The organism is Pseudomonas sp. NFPP02 (genome assembly GCF_900119355.1).
GTDB lineage: Bacteria > Pseudomonadota > Gammaproteobacteria > Pseudomonadales > Pseudomonadaceae > Aquipseudomonas > Aquipseudomonas paracarnis.
The window spans coordinates 185,868-204,569 of record NZ_FPJI01000009.1; the positions used below are offsets into that span (position 1 = coordinate 185,868).

Below are 18,702 nucleotides of genomic sequence, written 5' to 3' on the forward strand. Positions count from 1 at the left end.
GGGATTTGCCTTCAGTCGTTGAAGTCTTCCCAGCCGCCCATCTGTTTCCACCGATTGACGATGCCGCAGAACAGCTCGGCGGTCTTCTCGGTGTCGTAGCGGGCCGAGTGGGCTTCACGCCCGTCAAAGTCGATACCGGCCGCCTGGCAGGCTTTGGCCAGAACGGTCTGACCGTAGGCCAGGCCGGCAAGCGTTGCGGTGTCGAAACTGGAGAACGGATGAAACGGGTTGCGCTTCATGTCCAGCCGCGCCACGGCGGCGTTCAGGAAGCCCAGGTCGAAACTGCTGTTGTGGCCGACCAGGATCGCACGTTTGCAGCCATTGGCCTTCAACGCCTTGCGCACGCCACGGAAGATATCGGTCAGCGCCGCTTCTTCACTTACCGCCATACGCAGTGGGTGGTCGAGCTTGATCCCGGTGAATTCCAGGGCAGCGGCTTCGATATTGGCGCCTTCAAACGGCTCGACGCGGAAGAAATGGGTGTGTTCCGGGTACACAAAGCCCTGTTCGTCCATGCCGATGGTGGTTGCGGCGATTTCCAGCAAGGCGTCGGTGGCGCAGTTGAAACCACCGGTTTCTACGTCGATGACAACCGGAAGATAACCGCGAAAACGCTCGGCCATCGGATGGCGCGAGCCGCCACCGCCGTGCTCTTGTTCGTCGTCGTAATGGTCTTCACTCACTTGCTTTCCTCCAGCAGGCGCCAGCGCAGTGTTTCACCGGCGCGCAGCGGGATAACGGTCAGCTCGCCAAACGGCAGGCTGGCAGGGGCGGTCCAGTCTTCACGGACCAGGGTAATGCGGTCGGTATTCGCCGGCAGGCCGTAGAAACGCGGGCCGTTGAGGCTGGCGAAACCTTCGAGTTTGTCCAGCGCGTTACGCTGTTCGAAAGCTTCGGCGTACAACTCGATGGCGGCAAACGCGGTGTAGCAGCCGGCGCAGCCGCATGCGGCTTCCTTGGCGTGCTGGGCGTGTGGCGCAGAGTCGGTGCCGAGAAAGAACTTCGGGCTGCCGCTGGTGGCGGCATCCAGCAGTGCCACCTGGTGGGTATTGCGCTTGAGAATAGGCAGGCAATAGAAATGCGGCCGAATCCCGCCCACCAGCATGTGGTTGCGGTTGTAGAGCAGGTGATGAGCGGTGATGGTCGCGCCAACGTTGGCCGACGCTTCGCTGACGAACTGCACCGCATCGGCGGTGGTGATGTGTTCAAACACCACTTTGAGCGTAGGGAACAACTCGACCACACGACGCATGTGTTCATCGATGAAGATTTTTTCGCGATCGAACACATCCACGTCGCCACGGGTGACTTCCCCGTGGATCAGCAATGGCATGCCGACCTCCGCCATGGCTTCGATCGCCGGCAGGATCTTGTCGATACTGGTTACACCGGAATCGGAGTTGGTGGTCGCACCTGCCGGGTACAGCTTGGCGGCGTGCACATAACCGCTGGCCTTGGCTTCACGAATTTCTTCAGGCTGGGTGCGGTCGGTCAGGTAGAGCACCATCAACGGTTCGAAGCGGCTGCCGGCCGGTCGTGCAGCGAGGATGCGCTGGCGATAGGCGTCGGCTTCTGCGGCATTGCGCACCGGAGGTACCAGGTTAGGCATGATGATGGCACGGCCAAACGTGCGGGCCACATCGGCCACGGTTTGGGGTAACGCAGCACCATCGCGAAGATGAATATGCCAGTCGTCGGGACGCAGCAGGGTCAGGCGGTCGGACATTGGGGATTCCAGGCGGGTCAATCTGGTGGGAATGCTACCGGAAAAGACTCTTGCAGGCACTCGCTATCAAGTTTTGCCGGATGCTACCGATATCTCCGGGTATGCCTTAACGATGTATGACGCTTTGAAGTGTTGTAGAAACCAGTGGAGCCTCCCGTGCGCCAGTATTGTCTAGCCCTGCTCAGTGTGTTCGCCAGCCTGCCTGCGGCGGCCCTCACGTTCCAGACACGTCTGGAGAATATTGAGTGGAAGGTAGAGGGCGATCAGTTCGAGTGCCGCCTGACCCAGCCGATCACCGATTTCGGTTCCGGTGAGTTCGTGCGCCGGGCCGGCGAGCAGGCAACGTTTCGTCTGAAAACCTATGGCGGCACCCTCGGCGCCGGCTCGGCAACCTTATTGGCCGCGGCCGCGCCGTGGCAGCCGGGCCGAGGTGATATCAACCTTGGGGCCGTGCGTGTCGGCAGCGGCGACGTCCTGTTCAATAGCTCCCAGGCCCAGGCCGGCCGCCTGTTCACGGGTTTGCTTGAAGGGCGCAGCCCGACCGTGCGGCATTACGGGCGTCAAGGCGGCTACTCGGAAATTCGCCTGCTGCCTGTGAAGTTCAACAAGGCGTACAACGATTATCAGGTGTGCACCACCAAGCTGCTGCCCATGAATTACGACCAGGTCAAACAGACTGAAGTGGGCTTCCCCGGTGGTGGTATTGAGCTGGACGCGGCGGCCAAGAAGAAGTTGTCGGTGATCCTGGCATTCATGAAAGCCGATCCCACGGTCAATCATGTCGAGTTGAACGGTCATTCCGATAACAGTGGCAATCGCCTGACCAACCGTGACGTCTCACGGCGCCGCGCCCTGGCGGTGATGGACTACTTCAAGGCCAACGGCATTCAGGAATCGCAAATCACGATGCGCTTCCATGGCGAAAGCTACCCCTTGGCGCCCAACACTAATGCCACCAACCGTGCGCGTAACCGCCGTGTAAATATTCAGCTTGAGCGGGTGGCTGCCCCAGAGAAACCGGCGCCTCAGGCCACTGCGCCGAGCAACCCGGCGGCTACCTCATAAGAGGCGACCATCGGTCGCCCACTCGACATAATCTGTCGCTTTATCTTCATTTGCTGTCGCGCCCCTGTAATTTCACGGTTTTGATCGGTAGAATCGTCGCCTTTCCGTACAACCCCGTGGAGTGATGGCATGGCCGACGTAAACAAGGTCGTTCTCGCGTATTCCGGCGGCCTGGACACTTCGGTGATCCTCAAGTGGCTGCAGGATACTTATAACTGTGAAGTGGTGACCTTCACCGCTGACCTGGGTCAGGGTGAAGAGGTCGAACCTGCACGTGCCAAGGCGCAAGCCATGGGCGTGAAAGAGATCTACATTGACGACCTGCGCGAAGAGTTCGTCCGCGATTTCGTTTTCCCGATGTTTCGCGCCAACACTGTCTACGAAGGTGAGTACCTGCTGGGTACCTCCATCGCACGTCCGCTGATCGCCAAGCGCCTGATCGAGATCGCCAACGAAACGGGCGCCGACGCCATTTCTCACGGCGCCACCGGCAAGGGCAACGACCAGGTACGTTTCGAACTGGGTGCCTATGCACTCAAGCCAGGCGTTAAAGTCATTGCGCCGTGGCGTGAATGGGACCTGCTGTCCCGTGAAAAGCTGATGGATTACGCTGAAAAGCACGCTATTCCGATCGAGCGGCATGGCAAGAAGAAGTCGCCGTACTCGATGGACGCCAACCTGCTGCACATTTCCTATGAAGGCGGCGTGCTGGAAGACACCTGGACCGAGCACGAAGAAGATATGTGGAAATGGACGGTCTCCCCGGAGAACGCTCCAGACAAGGCGCAGTACCTGGAACTGACTTACCGCAACGGCGACATCGTTGCGCTGGACGGCGTTGAAATGACCCCGGCCACCGTACTGGCGACCCTGAACCGCATCGGCGGTCAGCATGGTATCGGCCGTCTCGACATCGTCGAGAACCGTTATGTGGGCATGAAGTCTCGCGGTTGCTACGAAACCCCGGGCGGCACCATCATGCTGCGTGCCCACCGCGCCATCGAGTCCATCACCCTGGACCGTGAAGTCGCCCACCTTAAAGACGAGCTGATGCCCAAGTATGCCAGCCTGATCTACACCGGTTACTGGTGGAGCCCTGAGCGTCTGATGCTGCAACAGATGATCGACGCTTCCCAGGCCCACGTGAACGGTGTCGTGCGCCTGAAGCTGTACAAGGGCAACGTGATCGTCACCGGCCGCAAGTCCGATGAGTCGCTGTTCGACTCCAACATCGCCACCTTCGAAGAAGACGGCGGCGCCTACAATCAGGCGGACGCGGCAGGCTTCATCAAGTTGAACGCACTGCGCATGCGCATCGCTGCCAACAAGGGCCGCTCGTTGTTCTGAACCGTGCGCCCGTCGTGAAAAATGGCCCCTTTTGCAAGGGGTCATTTTTTTTGCCTGGATTTTAGATGCGGCGCTGTTTATTAGCGTTTAGCGTGTGTTTAAGGATTTTCCCTAACTTGCGCAATTATTATCCAGTTTATCTTTATGTTTTTAAGGTTGAATGATTTTTTACATCTGAGGAGGAACTATGTCTGACAGAAAATTCACTCATGTAGCTGCAATGGATATGTGAGTTGTTGAATTTTCTGTAGGAATTATGGAAGTGTCGAAATATGTTAAATGGAACTAATGCGAATAGTTTTTTCGGGGCGGTTTGCTGGCGCCATTGCGACAAACAAGGGGTATTTCCTGAAAGACTTGTGCGGCACGTTTACTTTTACGGGCTGATGGTCATGATCTTTCACTCAAAATATGTACGCGTCGAGAAAGGTCTGAAAGCAACCATAAAGCTCTATGCATCTAAGTTGGCGAATTTTTGTAGGCTAATTCCTATCTTCTTGTGGGTTGGGTCTCTGCCTGCTCTTGCTCGGGGGGGAATGCTATGCCAACTAGTAATCGACTAGGCTATTGTGTTTGCTCTAAATAATTCGAACAGCGAAATTGGACTTTCTCATGAATAAAGTGCTGATCGTGGATGATCATCCCGTCATTCGTCTTGCTGTGCGCATGCTAATGGAGAGTCATGGTTATGAGGTCGTTGCCGAGACTGATAACGGTGTCGATGCGTTGCAACTTGCACGGGAACATATGCCGGATATTGTGATACTGGATATCGGAATCCCCAAGCTCGACGGCCTGGAAGTTATTTGTCGGCTGGCTTCGACCAAGCAAGCCGTCTCGTTCAAGGTGCTGGTGCTGACGTCCCAGGCGCCTGGCCATTTTTCCATGCGCTGCATGCAGGCGGGTGCCGCCGGCTATGTGTGCAAGCAGCAGGATCTGACAGAGTTGCTCAGTGCCATCAAGGCGGTGCTTTCCGGCTATAGCTATTTCCCGAACCAGGCGCTCAACTCAGTGCGGTCAACCATGGGCAATGCCAGTGAAGCCGACATGGTCGAACGCTTATCGGGACGGGAGATGATGGTGCTGCAGCAACTGGCCCGTGGCAAAACCAACAAGGAAATTGCCGATGGCATGTTCCTCAGCAACAAAACCGTCAGTACCTACAAGACGCGCTTGCTGCTCAAGCTCAATGCCAGGTCCCTCGTGGACCTGATCGAACTGGCCCAGCGCAACGGCTTGGTCTAGGAGGATATTGCCCCCCTTGAATACCCGTGTAACCGGCAGAAAAAAGCCTCCGGCAGGGAGGCTTCCGGCCGTCAACGGCTCGATCAGAGATCGAAGTCGTAATCGGCCAGCTGTTTTTGCAAGCGTCGCTCTTCCAGAAGATTGTCGATAGTGCGGCGTTTGCTTAAATTGGTCTTGGCCACCTCTGCCACAGGTGCCTCTACCACATCGTCATCCGACTCAACGAGGTCGTCTTCCACTTCCAGTTGTTCGTTGCCAGCGCTCATAAGGTCAACTCCAGGCTAAGACTGCCGTTGGGGCTCCTTATAGCGATAATCCGCGAACGGGTAAAAAAGATTTTTTCAATCGTCTGATCACAAAAACCAATGATCGCTCAATCGTCGGAGGTCTTGTCCTTGTATTCGCACAACTCTTCGATACGGCAGCTGCCGCAGCGCGGCTTGCGGGCCTGGCAAACGTAGCGTCCGTGCAGGATCAGCCAATGGTGGGAGTCGAGCAGATAGGGCTTGGGCACGAACTTCATCAATTGCTTTTCCACCTCAACCACATTCTTGCCCCGTGCAATGCCGGTTCGGTTGCTGACGCGGAAAATGTGCGTGTCCACCGCCATGGTCAACTGCCGAAACGCCGTATTGAGCACCACGTTTGCCGTTTTGCGGCCCACGCCAGGCAAGGCTTCGAGGGCTTCGCGGGTTTGTGGTACCTCGCCTCCATGCAGCTCCAACAGCAGGCGGCACGTTTCGATCACATTCTTGGCCTTGCTGTTATACAGGCCGATGGTCTTGATGTATTCGGACAGGCCTTCCACACCCAGAGCGTAAATCGCGGCGGGTGTATTGGCCACGGGGTACAGCTTCGCCGTGGCCTTGTTAACGCCAACGTCCGTGGATTGAGCCGAAAGGATCACCGCAATCAGTAATTCGAACGGTGAGGAGTAGGCCAGTTCGGTTTTCGGTTCCGGATTGTCTTCGTGAAACCTGCGGAAGATTTCCAGGCGTTTTGCGGCATTCATAGGGACAGACGTTTCCTTGCAGGCGGTCGGCGTGATGTTAGTAATACACAGCGCAGTGGGTCAGCCGTTGGCCTCGGCATCTTGCAGCGTTTGCTCGGCGTCATTCAATGCAGCTTTCAAGGTTGCCAATTGATGCTCGTCAGCATGGTGATCCTGAGCCTTTTTCAACGCTGCACGGCGCATGGCCAGCTGGATTTTTGCGCGCTTGAACTCGGCGCTTTTAGTGGTCGTCTTTGGTGGCTGCGGTGAGCTGTTGGCCTCCAGTGCGGCAAGCGCCTGCTCGGATGCCTCAAACTGTCGCTGCAGCATAATCAATTGCGACTGTTGCTCAAAGGTCGGCGGATGCCCAAACGCTTTCAAGGATTTGTGCAACTGAGCGCGACTCATGGCTACGCTGCTTTTGGCCTGCTTGATCGCAGCGTCCTGAGCGGCCTGAGTGTTATCGACCGGTGCAACCTCCATCGGCGCTGCGCGCTTGGCTCGTGCCAGGCGTTCGGCGAGCTTGCAGGCTTCTTCACGTTGCAGGCGGGCGTTACGTTGTTCGAAGCGTCGCCGCGTCCGGTTGCGTTTGAGGTCGCGTGCACGCCGTTCATCATCGTTGCTGGCCAAGTCACCGACGATAGGCACAACGTCAGCAAGCGGGCGCATCTCGATACAGTCGACAGGGCAGGGCGCAACACACAGGTCGCAACCGGTGCACTCGTCGACAATCACGGTGTGCATCAACTTGGCGGCACCCACAATGGCGTCCACCGGGCAGGCCTGGATGCATTTGGTACAGCCGATGCATTCGCCCTCGCGGATATAGGCGACTTGCGCAGGCGCATCTCCACGGCTGGTGTCCAGCTCCAGTACCGGCAGGCGCAGCAGTTGCGCGAGCCCCTCAATGGTTTCCTGCCCACCGGGCGGGCACTTGTTGATGGCTTCGCCTTTAGCGATGCTTTCTGCGTAAGGCTTGCAACCCGGGTGCCCGCACTTGCCGCATTGAGTCTGCGGCAGCAGCGCGTCGATACGTTGAATGAGGTTCATGCTGTGATCATAGCGTTGACGCCCGGCCCAGGGAGGAGGGCAAGCTGAGAAGCCCCGCCGTTAGCAACAGCGGGGCATTTTGCAGAGGTTACTTGATGCGTTGACCCGGCTTGGCACCGCTGTCCGGGCTCAGCAGGTAGATTTCTTCGCCGCCAGGGCCCGCAGCCATCACCATGCCTTCGGAAATGCCGAACTTCATTTTCCGTGGCTTGAGGTTGGCGATCATCATGGTCAGGCGGCCATCGAGCTTGGACGGGTCCGGGTAAGCGCTCTTGATGCCGGAAAACACGTTGCGCTGCTCGTCGCCGATATCCAGCGTCAGGCGCAGCAGCTTGTCGGCACCTTCCACGGCTTCGGCCTTGATGATCAGCGCCACGCGCAGATCCACGGCGGCAAAGGCGTCGAAATCGATTTCCGGGGAAATCGGGTCCTTGGCCAGCTCGCCATTGCCCGCCGGCGTGGATTGGCCGGTATCAGTCTGGCTGGCGACCAGGTCTTCTTTCGAAGCGTCGGTCATTGCCTGGACTTTCACCGGGTCAATTCGGGTCATCAAGGGCTTGAACGCGTTCAACTGATGATTGCCGAGCAAGGTGGTGTGATCGTTCCAGCTCAACGGCGGTACGTTGAGGAACGCCTCGGCATCGGCGGCCAGCAATGGCAGCACCGGCTTGAGGAAGATCACCAACTGACGGAACAGGTTGACTCCGGTGGCGCAGATCGCCTGGACTTCAGCTTCCTTGCCTTCCTGCTTGTTCAGTGACCACGGCGCCTTGTCGGCGATCCAGGCGTTGGCGCGGTCGGCCAGGCCCATGATCTCGCGCATGGCGCGGGCAAAGTCGCGGGCTTCATAAGCGTCGGCGATGCTCGGCGCGGCGGCCAGGAAGGCGTCGGTCAGTTCCGGTGCGGCGTTCTCGGCTACCAGTACACCGGCGTTGCCCTTGTGGATAAACCCGGCGCAACGGCTGGCGATGTTGACGACTTTACCCACCAGGTCCGAGTTGACCTTCTGTACGAAGTCTTCCAGATTCAGGTCCAGGTCGTCGACGCCACGGCCCAGCTTGGACGCGTAGTAATAGCGCAGGTATTCCGGCGACAGGTGGTCCAGGTAGGTGCGCGCCTTGATAAAGGTGCCACGGGACTTGGACATTTTCTGGCCGTTGACCGTCAGGTAGCCGTGCACGGCAATACCGGTCGGCTTGCGATAGCCCGAGCCTTCAAGCATCGCTGGCCAGAACAGCGCGTGGAAGTTGACGATGTCCTTGCCGATGAAGTGGTACAGCTCGGCGGTGGAGTCCTTGCCCCAGAACGCGTCGAAGTCCAGCTCCGGGGTGCGGTCGCACAGGTTCTTGAAGCTGGCCATGTAGCCGATCGGCGCGTCCAGCCATACATAGAAGTACTTGCCCGGCTCGCCCGGGATCTCGAAGCCGAAGTACGGCGCGTCGCGGGAGATGTCCCACTGCTGCAGGCCACTGTCGAGCCATTCGGAGAGTTTGTTGGCCACGGCGTCCTGCAAGGTGCCGCTGCGCGTCCAGGTTTGCAGCATTTGCTGGAAATCCGGGAGCTTGAAGAAGAAGTGCTGCGAGTCCTTGAGCACCGGAGTGGCGCCGGAGATCGCTGACTTGGGATCCTTCAAGTCGGTCGGTGCGTAGGTCGCGCCGCATTTTTCGCAGTTGTCGCCGTACTGGTCTTCGGTGCCGCATTTCGGGCAGGTGCCCTTGATGAAACGGTCGGCCAGGAACATCTTCTTTTCCGGGTCGAAATACTGGGTCACCGAACGTTGGTCGATGTGCCCGGCTTCTTTCAGCCGCAGGTAGATCTGGCTCGACAGCTCGCGGTTTTCGTCCGAGTGGGTCGAATGGAAGTTATCGAAGTCCACCAGAAACTCGGCAAAGTCGGCGCTGTGTTCAGCCTGCACGTTGGCGATCAGTTGTTTCGGGGTGATGCCTTCCTTTTCGGCGCGCAACATGATGGCCGAACCGTGGGCGTCGTCCGCGCAGACATAAATGCATTGATTGCCGCGATGCTTCTGGAAGCGCACCCACATATCGGTCTGGATGTACTCAAGCATATGGCCAAGATGGATCGAACCATTGGCATAGGGCAGGGCGCTGGTAACGAGGATCTTGCGTGGCTCGGACATGGGGCTCGGCTACTTGATGAAACGGAGGTCGGCCACTATAAAGCGCCGGGAAATTTATTTCACCCCGTGACGCTGTTTCAGTGTCTTGCGCACCTTCGAAAGCATGCCGTTCGGCGGCTGGAACGGTTAGGATAGCCGCCTGTTTCAGTCAGTCTTTTTTCGGGAGTAGCCCATGAGCGCCGTCAATCGCGCAGCGGTGGAAGCCGTTCTTCGCCAGTACACCGACCCTTATTTGAACCAGGACCCGGTCAGTGCCGGTTGTGTGCGTGCCATCGAGGTCCAGGGCGACCAGGTGTCGGTGCAGTTGCAACTGGGTTATGCCGCGGGTTTGTTCAAAAGCGGTTGGGCGCAGATGTTGCAAATGGCCATCGAGGGCCTGGACGGCGTGGGTTCGGCCAAGGTCGATATCCAATGTGTGATCGCGCCGCACAAGGCCCAAGCGCAGATCCCGGGCCTGGCCAACGTCAAGAACGTGGTGGCGGTGGCGTCCGGCAAGGGCGGTGTGGGTAAATCGACCACGGCGGCCAACCTGGCCCTGGCCCTGGCGCGGGAAGGTGCGCGCGTGGGCATTCTCGATGCCGACATCTACGGGCCGAGCCAGGGCGTGATGTTCGGCATCGCCGAAGGCACGCGGCCGAAGGTGAAGGATCAAAAATGGTTTGTGCCCATCGAGTCGCTGGGTGTGGAAGTGATGTCCATGGCGTTTCTCACCGATGACAACACGCCGATGGTCTGGCGCGGGCCGATGGTCTCCGGTGCGTTGCTGCAACTGGTCACACAAACGGCTTGGGGCGACCTCGACTACCTGGTGATCGACATGCCGCCAGGCACCGGCGACATTCAGTTGACCCTTGCGCAGAAAGTTCCGGTGGCCGGTGCAGTGATTGTCACCACGCCTCAGGACCTGGCGCTGCTCGACGCCAGGAAAGGTGTGGAGATGTTCCGCAAGGTCAACATCCCGGTGCTGGGTGTTGTGGAAAACATGGCGGTGCACATCTGTTCCAACTGCGGGCATGCCGAGCATCTGTTCGGTGAAGGTGGGGGCGAGAAGCTCGCTACCCAGTATGGCGTTGAACTGTTGGCATCGTTGCCATTGGCGATGGAGATTCGCGAGCAGGCCGATGGTGGCAAACCTACCGTAGCGGCAGAGGCTGATGGGCAGATCGCGATGATCTATCAGGAATTGGCCCGTCACGTCGGTGCGCGGATTGTTTTGCAGGAAGCGACGACGCCGGCGATGCCGACCATTACCGTGAGCGACGATTGATTAGGCTTTAACGGTTACGCGAAAAGCCTGACGATCCGTGGTGCTCTCAGGTTTTTCGCGAGCGAGCTCGCTCCTACAGGTGGGGCGCCAATAGGGCTTGCTGCTACTTTGCGTAATGCGCGTGTAAGCATTCGCTTACTTTTCCGTAAGTGTTTGGTTTTTTTAGCGGTTACGTACGTCTTGAATCGACGAAGCTATTATCTAAGCTTTTGAAAAATAAAGATTATTTTAATTCTGGCGAGCGGAAAAGTTTGTCAGCCCGCCGTGGGGATCGCGTTGAACTTCTCTGGGAACGCTCTAACATCAGCCCCGTGTCCACGGATTGGCACAGCCATCAAGGAACGATGGTTTGAAGGAACGTCGCAGGATGCGATTCATCAGGATGATGAAAAGGAATACAGGGACTAGGGAAAAAATGTGGGCGGGTCATACCGCCCCTTTTTTTTGCCTGTAGAAAAGTGAATGCAGGCACCCGAACGCAAAAAAGGCCCTCAAGGGGCCTTTTTTTGTTGGGCAGCGGCGCTTTAGCGCTCTAGTTGCTCAATTTTGTTGGGCTTGCCATCCCATTCAGCGGCATCCGGCATCGGATCTTTGCGCTCGGTGATGTTTGGCCACACTTCGGCCAGCTCGACGTTCAATTGAATGAATTGCTCCATGCCCGCAGGCACTTCGTCCTCGGAGAAAATCGCGACGGCCGGGCATTCTGGTTCACACAGGGCGCAGTCGATGCACTCATCCGGGTGGATAACCAGGAAATTCGGGCCTTCGTAGAAGCAGTCCACCGGACAGACTTCTACGCAGTCGGTGTACTTGCACTTGATGCAGTTGTCGGTGACGACGAAGGTCATTTCTAATTTTCTCCTCAGGCGGCGGCAGCGAAACCCCTTGTGGTGGGGTTCGCGAGGTTTGAGAGCGATAGTCTGCGGACCAGGCTAAAAGCCCGCAGCATCCCAAACCGCGCGAGATTCTATCAGCTTGCAAGCGTCTGCGTTATATCCGAGTCTTCAGTGCATATAACATTTCGAGCGCTTTACGCGGCGTCAAGTCATCCAGGTCAAGTTTTGCCAACTCATCCAGCACTGGATGGGGCAAGCTGGCGAACATATCGCTCTGGTGCGGCGCGGCAGGTTTCTTGCTGGCCTTGGCAGGGCTGGCGACCACCGTTTCATGGGGCAGCGCCGTTGTTTCCAGCCGGCTGAGGTGTTCGCGGGCACGAGTGATCACCTCGTTCGGCACACCGGCCAACTGCGCCACGGCCAGACCATAACTCTGGCTCGCCGGCCCTGGCAGCACATGGTGCAGGAACACGATGCGCTCGTTGTGCTCGGTGGCATTGAGATGCACGTTGGCCACCAGCGGCTCGCTTTCCGGCAACACCGTCAGCTCGAAGTAGTGCGTGGCGAACAGCGTGTACGCACGCAGATGCGCCAAGCGTTCGGCCGCGGCCCAGGCCAGGGACAGGCCGTCGAAGGTGCTGGTGCCGCGGCCCACTTCGTCCATCAGCACCAGGCTGCGTTCGGTGGCGTTGTGCAGAATGTTGGCGGTTTCGCTCATTTCCACCATAAAGGTCGAACGGCCGCCGGCCAGGTCATCGCTGGAGCCGATCCGCGTGAAAATGCGGTCTACCAGGGACAATTCGCAACTGGCTGCCGGTACGAAGCTGCCGATATGCGCCAACAACACGATAAGCGCGGTCTGGCGCATGTAAGTGGATTTACCACCCATGTTCGGACCGGTGATCACCAACATGCGGGTATCGTCGTCCAGCGACAGGTCATTGGCGACGAACGGCGTGGTCAGCACCTGCTCTACCACCGGGTGACGACCTTGCACGATACGCATGCACGGTTCGCTGACAAACCGTGGGCAATTGAGGTCCAGGTTCAACGCACGTTCGGCGAGGTTGCTCAATACATCCAGCTCCGCCAGGGCGGCGGCGGTGTCTTGCAACGGCGCCAGGCGGCTGATCAAGTCCTCGAGCAAGGCTTCGTAGAGCATTTTTTCCCGCGCCAGGGCGCGGCTTTTGGCTGACAGCGCCTTGTCTTCGAACTCTTTGAGCTCAGGGGTGATAAAACGCTCGGCGCCTTTGAGGGTCTGGCGACGTTGATAGTCGATAGGCGCCGACTCGGCCTGCTTGCTCGGCAGCTCGATAAAGTAACCATGCACGCGGTTGTAGCCGACCTTCAGGTTGGCCAGGCCCGTACGGGCTTTTTCGCGGGCTTCCAGGTCGATCAGGAACTGCCCGGCGTTTTCGCTCAGGGATTGCAGCTCATCCAGCTCGCTGTCGTAGCCGGTTTTCAACACGCCGCCGTCACGAATGATCGCCGGCGGGTTGTCGATAATGGCCTTTTCCAGCAGCGCCGCGAGGTCCGGGTAAGTGCCAGCGGTGACGGCAAGCTGTTGCAGGTGCGGCGTGTCCAGTTCGGTCATCGCGACTTGCAACTGCGGCAGGGCGCTCAAGGCATCGCGCAGGCGCGCCAAGTCGCGGGGCCGCGCATTGCGCAGGCCGATCCGCGCCAGGATGCGCTCGATATCGCCAATCTCTTTCAGTTGCGGCTGCAGTTTTTCAAAGCGATAGCCGTCGAGCAGGCAGGTAATGGAAGACTGGCGCGCTTGCAGCACCGTCAAATCCCGCAGCGGACGGTTCAACCAACGGGTCAGCAAACGGCTGCCCATCGCGGTCTGGCAACGGTCCACCACCGATTGCAGGGTGTTATCACGCCCACCGGCCAGGTTGGTGTCCAGTTCCAGGTTGCGACGGCTGGCGCCATCGAGCACCACGGTATCGTCCAGACGCTCATGGCGCAGGCTGCGCAAGTGAGGCAGAGCAGTGCGCTGGGTTTCCTTGGCGTAGCTGAGCAAGCAGCCTGCGGCACCGATGGCCAGGGTCAGGGTTTCGCAACCGAAGCCTTTAAGGTCCTGCACCGAGAACTGCTGGCACAGACTTTTCAGCGCAGAGTCGCGCTCGAAATCCCACGGTGCACGACGCTTGGTCCCACGACGTTTCTCTGCCGGCAAGTCCTTGGGCCAATCATCCGGAATCAACAACTCCACCGGATTGATACGCTCAAGTTCCGCCAACAGGTTCTCCCAGCCCTTGATCTCCAGCACGCTGAAGTTGCCGCTGGTGATATCCAGCACCGACAGGCCGAACAAACGCTCATCGCCCAACACCGCCGCAATCAGGTTGTCGCGACGCTCATCCAGCAACGCCTCATCACTCACCGTGCCCGGCGTAATAATGCGTACTACCTGACGCTCCACCGGCCCTTTACTGGTGGCCGGGTCGCCGATCTGCTCACAGATCACCACCGACTCACCCAGCTTCACCAGCTTGACCAGGTAGCCTTCCAACGAGTGGTAAGGAATCCCACACATCGGAATCGACTGCCCCGCCGACTGCCCGCGCGCGGTCAGGGTGATGTCCAGCAGCTTGGCGGCCTTCTTCGCGTCTTCATAGAAGATCTCGTAAAAGTCGCCCATGCGATAGAACATCAACTGATCAGGGTGCTGGTTTTTCAGGCGCCAGTACTGCTGCATCATCGGGGTGTGGGAGGACAGATCTGAGGAGTTTTTACTCATTGGGTAATAGGCAAATTCGTTGAAAGTGATGGGGCAAAGGGGGCGCTTGGCCCAGCATTTTTTGCGATGGCGGCAAGGTTAACACGCGAGGTCGGACCTTCGCAGGTCGCAAGCGGCCAGGTAAACCACGAAAGCGGTGCCGCCTCAAGAAACACCAACATAACCGTGGCGAGGGAGCTTGCTCCCGGTGGAGCGCGCAGCGTCCCTGGAAAATGGCTGCTACGCAGCCGAGCGGGAGCAAGCGCCCTCGCCACAGGTTAGCGGTTCAATCAGGCATTGCAGCAGCGTTAGACAATCCGGTCAGAGCCCTGAAAATCAGGGGCTGACTCACGCGCATTCATATCTCAATACGAGATAGAAACGCAGGTCGTGAATACGATCAGACTATTTGGATCTACGCCCACTGGCCGGAAACAACCCTCTGATCACCCCAAGAAACGCAGCAAACAAATTGATTGAAGTCGCCGTAGTGATGGCAATCAATACATTGTCCGAGAACGGCGCTTTACCCGAGTAATACGTCGACCACCCATTCCAAACCAAAAGAACCGCCCAGAAGATCACACCGCAGGCGGCAAACCAGAATGCACGTCCCGCATACTTCTTGCGCAGTTGCCGTTCGGCCTTCTGGTCTTTTAGGTTCTGGTTTCTTTCATCGTCGGTGCCTATGGCTTGCTCGCCACCGGCTTGGGTGTCCTGGTCAGGCCCTGCCGCGGGGGGCAGGGTGAGTTCCAGGTTGTCGAGTTCTTCACTCACGGATGCGGCTCTTTGGGTGAATGAGTGTTGCCATGTCTTCCCAGTCGATGGCGGAACCGTCGGCACCCTTGAGGGCCCAGGCTGTGCCGTCCTCGTGGGACAGGTTGGACAGTTGGGTGCCGGACCATTTGCCATATTTGTTAATGATCCGGTCAATCAAACGATGGGTGTAGGTATCGCTCTCAGGAACCCTCGGTGTCACGAAGACAATGTCTTCGGCGTCGGGCTTCAGGTTGCTGAGCAGCGCGGTCACCGGGCGATTACCGTAGGATTTCAACTCATGGTAAAGCGACGGGATGACCGGGCCATATTGCCAGCGGGCGAAGTGGTCATCCATCAGGGGCTGGTCCCGTTCGCGCAAATGCCAGGACTGTGTATAGAACAGCAGTTTCTGCAGCTTCATCGGGGTCAGGCCCGAAACCTTGCCTTCCTTCGCGCGTTCAATGAAGGCGTTAGCAACAGCTAGCGCTGAATAAGCCATGAGCACCTCCGTCGTTGCTGGCTACGTTGTCAAAGAGTTTTATACATAGGCCTTGAGTTGTCGACATGCAAGGTGTTGATCGGCAGCAATACCAAGCTGGCAGAATAGTAGAATGCCGATAACTGGGTGTATGTACAGTATTTTGATTCGAATTAATTGAAAGTCGGATGTTTAATGCATAAATATGCAAATTAGCATTTGCCAACCTCAGAAACTCCCGTCACTATCCGCGTTATGCAAAAACGCAACGTTTCTATCGTCTTAAGAGAACTGCTGGATCGCGACCGGATCTCCCCCACGGAGCTCCATCGGCGCACCGGCGTGCCTCAATCCACACTGTCCCGGATCCTCAGCGGCAAGATCGTTGATCCGTCGGATAAACACATCTCGCGCATCGCCGAGTATTTTCGCGTCAGTACTGATTACCTGCGCGGGCGCGCAGCAGTGGGCGTTGTGCGCGACGATGGGCGCGACCCGATGCATTCGGAACTCAAGGACATAAGCCTGTGGGACGACGACACCCCCGTTAATGATGACGAGGTGTCGATCCCCTTTCTGCGCGAGGTTGAATTGGCTGCTGGATCAGGAAGATTCGTCATCGAGGAAAGTGAGAAGGCCAGTCTGCGGTTCGGCAAGCGCAGCCTGCGGCATAATGGTGTGCAGTTCGACCAGGCCAAATGCGTGACGGTACGTGGCAACAGTATGTTGCCGGTATTGCGCGACGGCGCCACGGTAGGGGTGAATGCCGGCAAGAGCGGCATTGGCGATATCGTGGATGGTGACCTGTATGCCATCAATCACAACGGCCAGTTGCGGGTTAAACAGCTCTACCGCCTACCTTCCGGTATTCGCCTGCGCAGCTTCAACCGTGATGAACACCCCGATGAGGACTACAGCTTCCAGGATATCCAGGATGAGCAGATCAGCATCCTCGGTCATGTTTTCTGGTGGGGCATGTACGCCCGCTAACCTCCACGCGTAAGAAGAAACCCGCCCATGTGCGGGTTTTTTTTCGTCCATAGAAAACCGGCAAAACCCAAGCCCGCCAGGCTTCGAATGCATCCGTGCATTCCTGTAGCAAAAATAAATGCATTTGTGCATTGACTGTATATGCATACATGCATATTCTTCATCTCAAGCCAGCCAACAAGGCCTGGTGGAGGCGGCAAGGATGCTGCCAAGGAAGACAAGGAAGGCACGCAACATCGGCAAGGACGCCATCGAAGCGATGACAGGGATGCCAGGCAACACCGGCAAGGATGCCGACGCTCTTTAGTTTCAACGCTTCAACAACAGGCAGCGATGAACCGGCCTTAACGGTTCAGAGGGTTGGCAACTGACCCGGGTGTGCAGCGTAAAGCACCAAAAGCAGTTATCCGGCAGACAGGGATCGTGGTCGGAAAAACATCGAGGAAAGGACCGTACCGCGCCAGTAGCGCCGAAAGTCCGAGGACATCATTACTGAAAAGCCCGGGCGACCGGGCTTTTTGGAATGCCTACCTACTCAAGCATTTGTAAATGAAATACGGACTATTTATTGCTCAGCCAGGAGGCGTGACATGACAAGTGAACAGCAAGCGTTAGCGGAGATGCCTATCTGGCTGGTCATCGTACTGGCAGTGATCGGCGGTGTATCCGGCGAGATGTGGCGGGCCGACAAGGAGGGCGCCCGCGGTTGGTCGTTGATCCGCCGCCTGGCCCTGCGTTCCGGGGCGTGCATGGTTTGCGGGGTTTCGGCTTTGATGCTGTGCTACGCCGCCGGCATGTCGATCTGGACCGCCGGCGCCATTGGTTGCCTGACCGCCATGGCCGGTGCCGACGTGGCTATCGGCCTTTACGAGCGGTGGGCGGCCAAGCGCATCGGGATCAACCAAGGCTCCCGCCAGGACCCGCAGTAATTGTTGCAAGGACGCTACTAAAATGACGCTTATCGAAAAGCCATCGCAACTGCCCCAGGGCATTGGCGCGGCGCTGCATGCAGCCCTTCCGGGCCTCAAGGTGGGGAGCCACCAGGATTTCCAGGGCGACGCTGAAAAAAACGGCGTAATGGTTACGGTCGAAGGTAATGGCCCTGGCATTCGCTCTCGCGAGGGGCGCAAAGCCCACGTCTTGGCCATTTCACTCAGGGCCATGGTTGCTCCCGGTGCATTGGCGTTCGATGCCTGCGACCTGGCCAGCCAACTGATGGACCTGGTGCTGGATAACCGATGGGACCTGCCCTCGGCACAGTGCGATTTGCCAGCGAATATCGTCGCTGCGCCCGCTTTGCGCACTTCCGTAGAAACGGACTACGACACCTGGACGGTTTCCTTCACGCAAACCCTCTATTTGGGGCCGGCGTTACTCGACGATCCCACAGGCCAACCGCTATTTGCCTGTACCTGGGACGTCTCCAACATCGACGACCCAACCCAATACAAGCCACTGGCGGAGTAGCCCATGTTCGACGCGCTGTTACGCATGCAATTGGGACCGATCGTCGAACGCCTGGCCGAGATGGAGTCCCAGCTCGAGGACCTCTACCGCCGCGCCGAGAGCTTCTGCCGGATCGGCATCTGCCAGCAGGTCGACGCGGCCAGCAACACCTGCAAGGTCAGCCATGGTGACTTGCTCACCCCGGCGATCCGTTTTTTCAACCCCAGCGCCGGTGCGCAAACCGAAACCCGTATCCCCACGGTGGGTGAACAATGCCTGCTGCTCAACTACGGCGGGGGCGAGGGCGGTGTGCAATCCGTGGCTCTGTTCGGCCTTAACAGTGATCGCTTTCCGCCGGTTTCCAGCGTTGCGACGCTGACCCGGCGTCGACACCAGGACGGCACCCAAAGCGACTACGACGATGCCAGCCATACCTTCAACTGGGTCAACGGCCCAACCACCGTCAGCGGCTCCCGTGAACAGGTCGACATTAAAGTCGGCGCTGCCAGCCTGACCATGAATGCCCAGAGCATCACCCTGCAAATCGGCGGTACCAGCCTGTTGCTGGATGCCGGCGGCGCGCACTTCAGCGGCCCGGTGGTGGACCATCAAGGACGCGTCATCAGCCCCCGATAAG

Annotated in this window: 18 protein-coding genes; 8 read left to right on the plus strand and 10 right to left on the minus strand. The window is 58.1% G+C overall.

Features of this window, described 5'->3' with window-relative positions:
• Nucleotides 1-11: 11 nt before the first annotated feature.
• Together rnt and pyrC are read right to left on the minus strand one after the other, a co-directional pair.
• Nucleotides 12-683, minus strand: a complete 672-nt coding sequence (gene rnt, locus BT204_RS17370) for a ribonuclease T (protein ID WP_003188980.1) — start codon at nt 681-683, stop codon at nt 12-14.
• Nucleotides 680-1,726 (minus strand): dihydroorotase, encoded by a 1,047-nt coding sequence (gene pyrC / locus BT204_RS17375; RefSeq protein WP_032893318.1) that lies wholly within the window; start codon nt 1,724-1,726, stop codon nt 680-682. Before pyrC ends, rnt begins: the two co-directional genes overlap by 4 nt.
• 156 nt (nt 1,727-1,882) lie before the next feature.
• On the opposite strand from pyrC, the gene BT204_RS17380 reads away from it, so the two are divergent.
• The 3 genes from BT204_RS17380 to BT204_RS17390 all read left to right on the plus strand — a co-directional run bounded on the left by BT204_RS17380 (nt 1,883) and on the right by BT204_RS17390 (nt 5,383).
• A complete protein-coding gene (locus tag BT204_RS17380; protein WP_072447617.1) occupies nt 1,883-2,791 on the plus strand; it encodes a flagellar protein MotY in 909 nt (302 codons plus the stop codon).
• Nucleotides 2,792-2,920: 129 nt separating this feature from the next.
• Nucleotides 2,921-4,138 (plus strand): argininosuccinate synthase, encoded by a 1,218-nt coding sequence (locus tag BT204_RS17385; RefSeq protein WP_003188984.1) that lies wholly within the window; start codon nt 2,921-2,923, stop codon nt 4,136-4,138.
• Between the two features lie 612 nt (nt 4,139-4,750).
• Nucleotides 4,751-5,383 carry a response regulator transcription factor gene (locus tag BT204_RS17390; RefSeq protein WP_072447618.1) on the plus strand — a complete coding sequence of 211 codons (633 nt, stop codon included), beginning with the start codon at nt 4,751-4,753 and terminating at the stop codon, nt 5,381-5,383.
• An 83-nt stretch (nt 5,384-5,466) separates the two neighbouring features.
• Here BT204_RS17390 and BT204_RS17395 read toward each other — a convergent pair whose 3' ends face one another.
• From BT204_RS17395 to metG, 4 genes are all read right to left on the minus strand, one after another.
• Nucleotides 5,467-5,649 carry a PA3496 family putative envelope integrity protein gene (locus tag BT204_RS17395; RefSeq protein ID WP_014717144.1) on the minus strand — a complete coding sequence of 61 codons (183 nt, stop codon included), beginning with the start codon at nt 5,647-5,649 and terminating at the stop codon, nt 5,467-5,469.
• Between the two features lie 107 nt (nt 5,650-5,756).
• Nucleotides 5,757-6,395: an endonuclease III gene (nth, locus tag BT204_RS17400; protein WP_072447620.1), complete on the minus strand. Its 639-nt coding sequence runs from the start codon at nt 6,393-6,395 to the stop codon at nt 5,757-5,759.
• 60 nt (nt 6,396-6,455) lie between these two features.
• A complete protein-coding gene (gene rsxB, locus BT204_RS17405; protein WP_072447622.1) occupies nt 6,456-7,424 on the minus strand; it encodes an electron transport complex subunit RsxB in 969 nt (322 codons plus the stop codon).
• Nucleotides 7,425-7,512: 88 nt separating this feature from the next.
• Nucleotides 7,513-9,564, minus strand: a complete 2,052-nt coding sequence (metG, locus tag BT204_RS17410) for a methionine--tRNA ligase (RefSeq protein WP_072447624.1) — start codon at nt 9,562-9,564, stop codon at nt 7,513-7,515.
• 172 nt (nt 9,565-9,736) lie between these two features.
• On the opposite strand from metG, the gene apbC reads away from it, so the two are divergent.
• On the plus strand, nt 9,737-10,831 hold the full coding sequence (gene apbC, locus BT204_RS17415) for an iron-sulfur cluster carrier protein ApbC (RefSeq protein ID WP_034126470.1): 1,095 nt from the start codon (nt 9,737-9,739) through the stop codon (nt 10,829-10,831).
• A 524-nt stretch (nt 10,832-11,355) separates the two neighbouring features.
• On the opposite strand, the gene fdxA is transcribed toward apbC, so the two are convergent.
• The 4 genes from fdxA to BT204_RS17435 all read right to left on the minus strand — a co-directional run bounded on the left by fdxA (nt 11,356) and on the right by BT204_RS17435 (nt 15,650).
• Nucleotides 11,356-11,679 (minus strand): ferredoxin FdxA, encoded by a 324-nt coding sequence (fdxA, locus tag BT204_RS17420; RefSeq protein WP_003172109.1) that lies wholly within the window; start codon nt 11,677-11,679, stop codon nt 11,356-11,358.
• A 142-nt stretch (nt 11,680-11,821) separates the two neighbouring features.
• A complete protein-coding gene (gene mutS, locus BT204_RS17425; RefSeq protein ID WP_057976051.1) occupies nt 11,822-14,413 on the minus strand; it encodes a DNA mismatch repair protein MutS in 2,592 nt (863 codons plus the stop codon).
• Nucleotides 14,414-14,797: 384 nt separating this feature from the next.
• Complete coding sequence (locus tag BT204_RS17430; protein WP_032893301.1) at nt 14,798-15,169, minus strand: hypothetical protein; 372 nt, start codon at nt 15,167-15,169, stop codon at nt 14,798-14,800.
• Nucleotides 15,162-15,650 carry a Panacea domain-containing protein gene (locus BT204_RS17435; RefSeq protein WP_034126473.1) on the minus strand — a complete coding sequence of 163 codons (489 nt, stop codon included), beginning with the start codon at nt 15,648-15,650 and terminating at the stop codon, nt 15,162-15,164. Before BT204_RS17435 ends, BT204_RS17430 begins: the two co-directional genes overlap by 8 nt.
• Before the next feature lie 225 nt (nt 15,651-15,875).
• Here BT204_RS17435 and BT204_RS17440 point away from each other — a divergent pair, with 225 nt between their 5' ends.
• From BT204_RS17440 to BT204_RS17455, 4 genes are all read left to right on the plus strand, one after another.
• A complete protein-coding gene (locus BT204_RS17440; RefSeq protein ID WP_169918753.1) occupies nt 15,876-16,619 on the plus strand; it encodes a LexA family transcriptional regulator in 744 nt (247 codons plus the stop codon).
• 590 nt (nt 16,620-17,209) lie between these two features.
• Entirely contained in the window at nt 17,210-17,548 is a 339-nt protein-coding gene (locus BT204_RS17445; protein WP_034126475.1) for a phage holin family protein, read from the plus strand.
• 22 nt (nt 17,549-17,570) lie between these two features.
• Entirely contained in the window at nt 17,571-18,086 is a 516-nt protein-coding gene (locus BT204_RS17450) for a hypothetical protein (RefSeq protein WP_072447628.1), read from the plus strand.
• A 3-nt stretch (nt 18,087-18,089) separates the two neighbouring features.
• Nucleotides 18,090-18,701 carry a phage baseplate assembly protein V gene (locus tag BT204_RS17455; RefSeq protein ID WP_057976049.1) on the plus strand — a complete coding sequence of 204 codons (612 nt, stop codon included), beginning with the start codon at nt 18,090-18,092 and terminating at the stop codon, nt 18,699-18,701.
• Nucleotide 18,702 lies beyond the last annotated feature (1 nt).

Bases quoted from the DNA above. Each gene is read 5' to 3' on its own strand.
- pyrC (WP_032893318.1), bottom strand. From the start codon at position 1,726: ATGTCCGACCGCCTGACCCTGCTGCGTCCCGACGACTGGCATATTCAT.
- BT204_RS17385 (WP_003188984.1), top strand. From the start codon at position 2,921: ATGGCCGACGTAAACAAGGTCGTTCTCGCGTATTCCGGCGGCCTGGAC.
- BT204_RS17390 (WP_072447618.1), top strand. From the start codon at position 4,751: ATGAATAAAGTGCTGATCGTGGATGATCATCCCGTCATTCGTCTTGCT.
- BT204_RS17395 (WP_014717144.1), bottom strand. From the start codon at position 5,649: ATGAGCGCTGGCAACGAACAACTGGAAGTGGAAGACGACCTCGTTGAG.
- nth (WP_072447620.1), bottom strand. From the start codon at position 6,395: ATGAATGCCGCAAAACGCCTGGAAATCTTCCGCAGGTTTCACGAAGAC.
- rsxB (WP_072447622.1), bottom strand. From the start codon at position 7,424: ATGAACCTCATTCAACGTATCGACGCGCTGCTGCCGCAGACTCAATGC.
- metG (WP_072447624.1), bottom strand. From the start codon at position 9,564: ATGTCCGAGCCACGCAAGATCCTCGTTACCAGCGCCCTGCCCTATGCC.
- apbC (WP_034126470.1), top strand. From the start codon at position 9,737: ATGAGCGCCGTCAATCGCGCAGCGGTGGAAGCCGTTCTTCGCCAGTAC.
- fdxA (WP_003172109.1), bottom strand. From the start codon at position 11,679: ATGACCTTCGTCGTCACCGACAACTGCATCAAGTGCAAGTACACCGAC.
- mutS (WP_057976051.1), bottom strand. From the start codon at position 14,413: ATGAGTAAAAACTCCTCAGATCTGTCCTCCCACACCCCGATGATGCAG.
- BT204_RS17435 (WP_034126473.1), bottom strand. From the start codon at position 15,650: ATGGCTTATTCAGCGCTAGCTGTTGCTAACGCCTTCATTGAACGCGCG.
- BT204_RS17445 (WP_034126475.1), top strand. From the start codon at position 17,210: ATGACAAGTGAACAGCAAGCGTTAGCGGAGATGCCTATCTGGCTGGTC.
- BT204_RS17450 (WP_072447628.1), top strand. From the start codon at position 17,571: ATGACGCTTATCGAAAAGCCATCGCAACTGCCCCAGGGCATTGGCGCG.
- BT204_RS17455 (WP_057976049.1), top strand. From the start codon at position 18,090: ATGTTCGACGCGCTGTTACGCATGCAATTGGGACCGATCGTCGAACGC.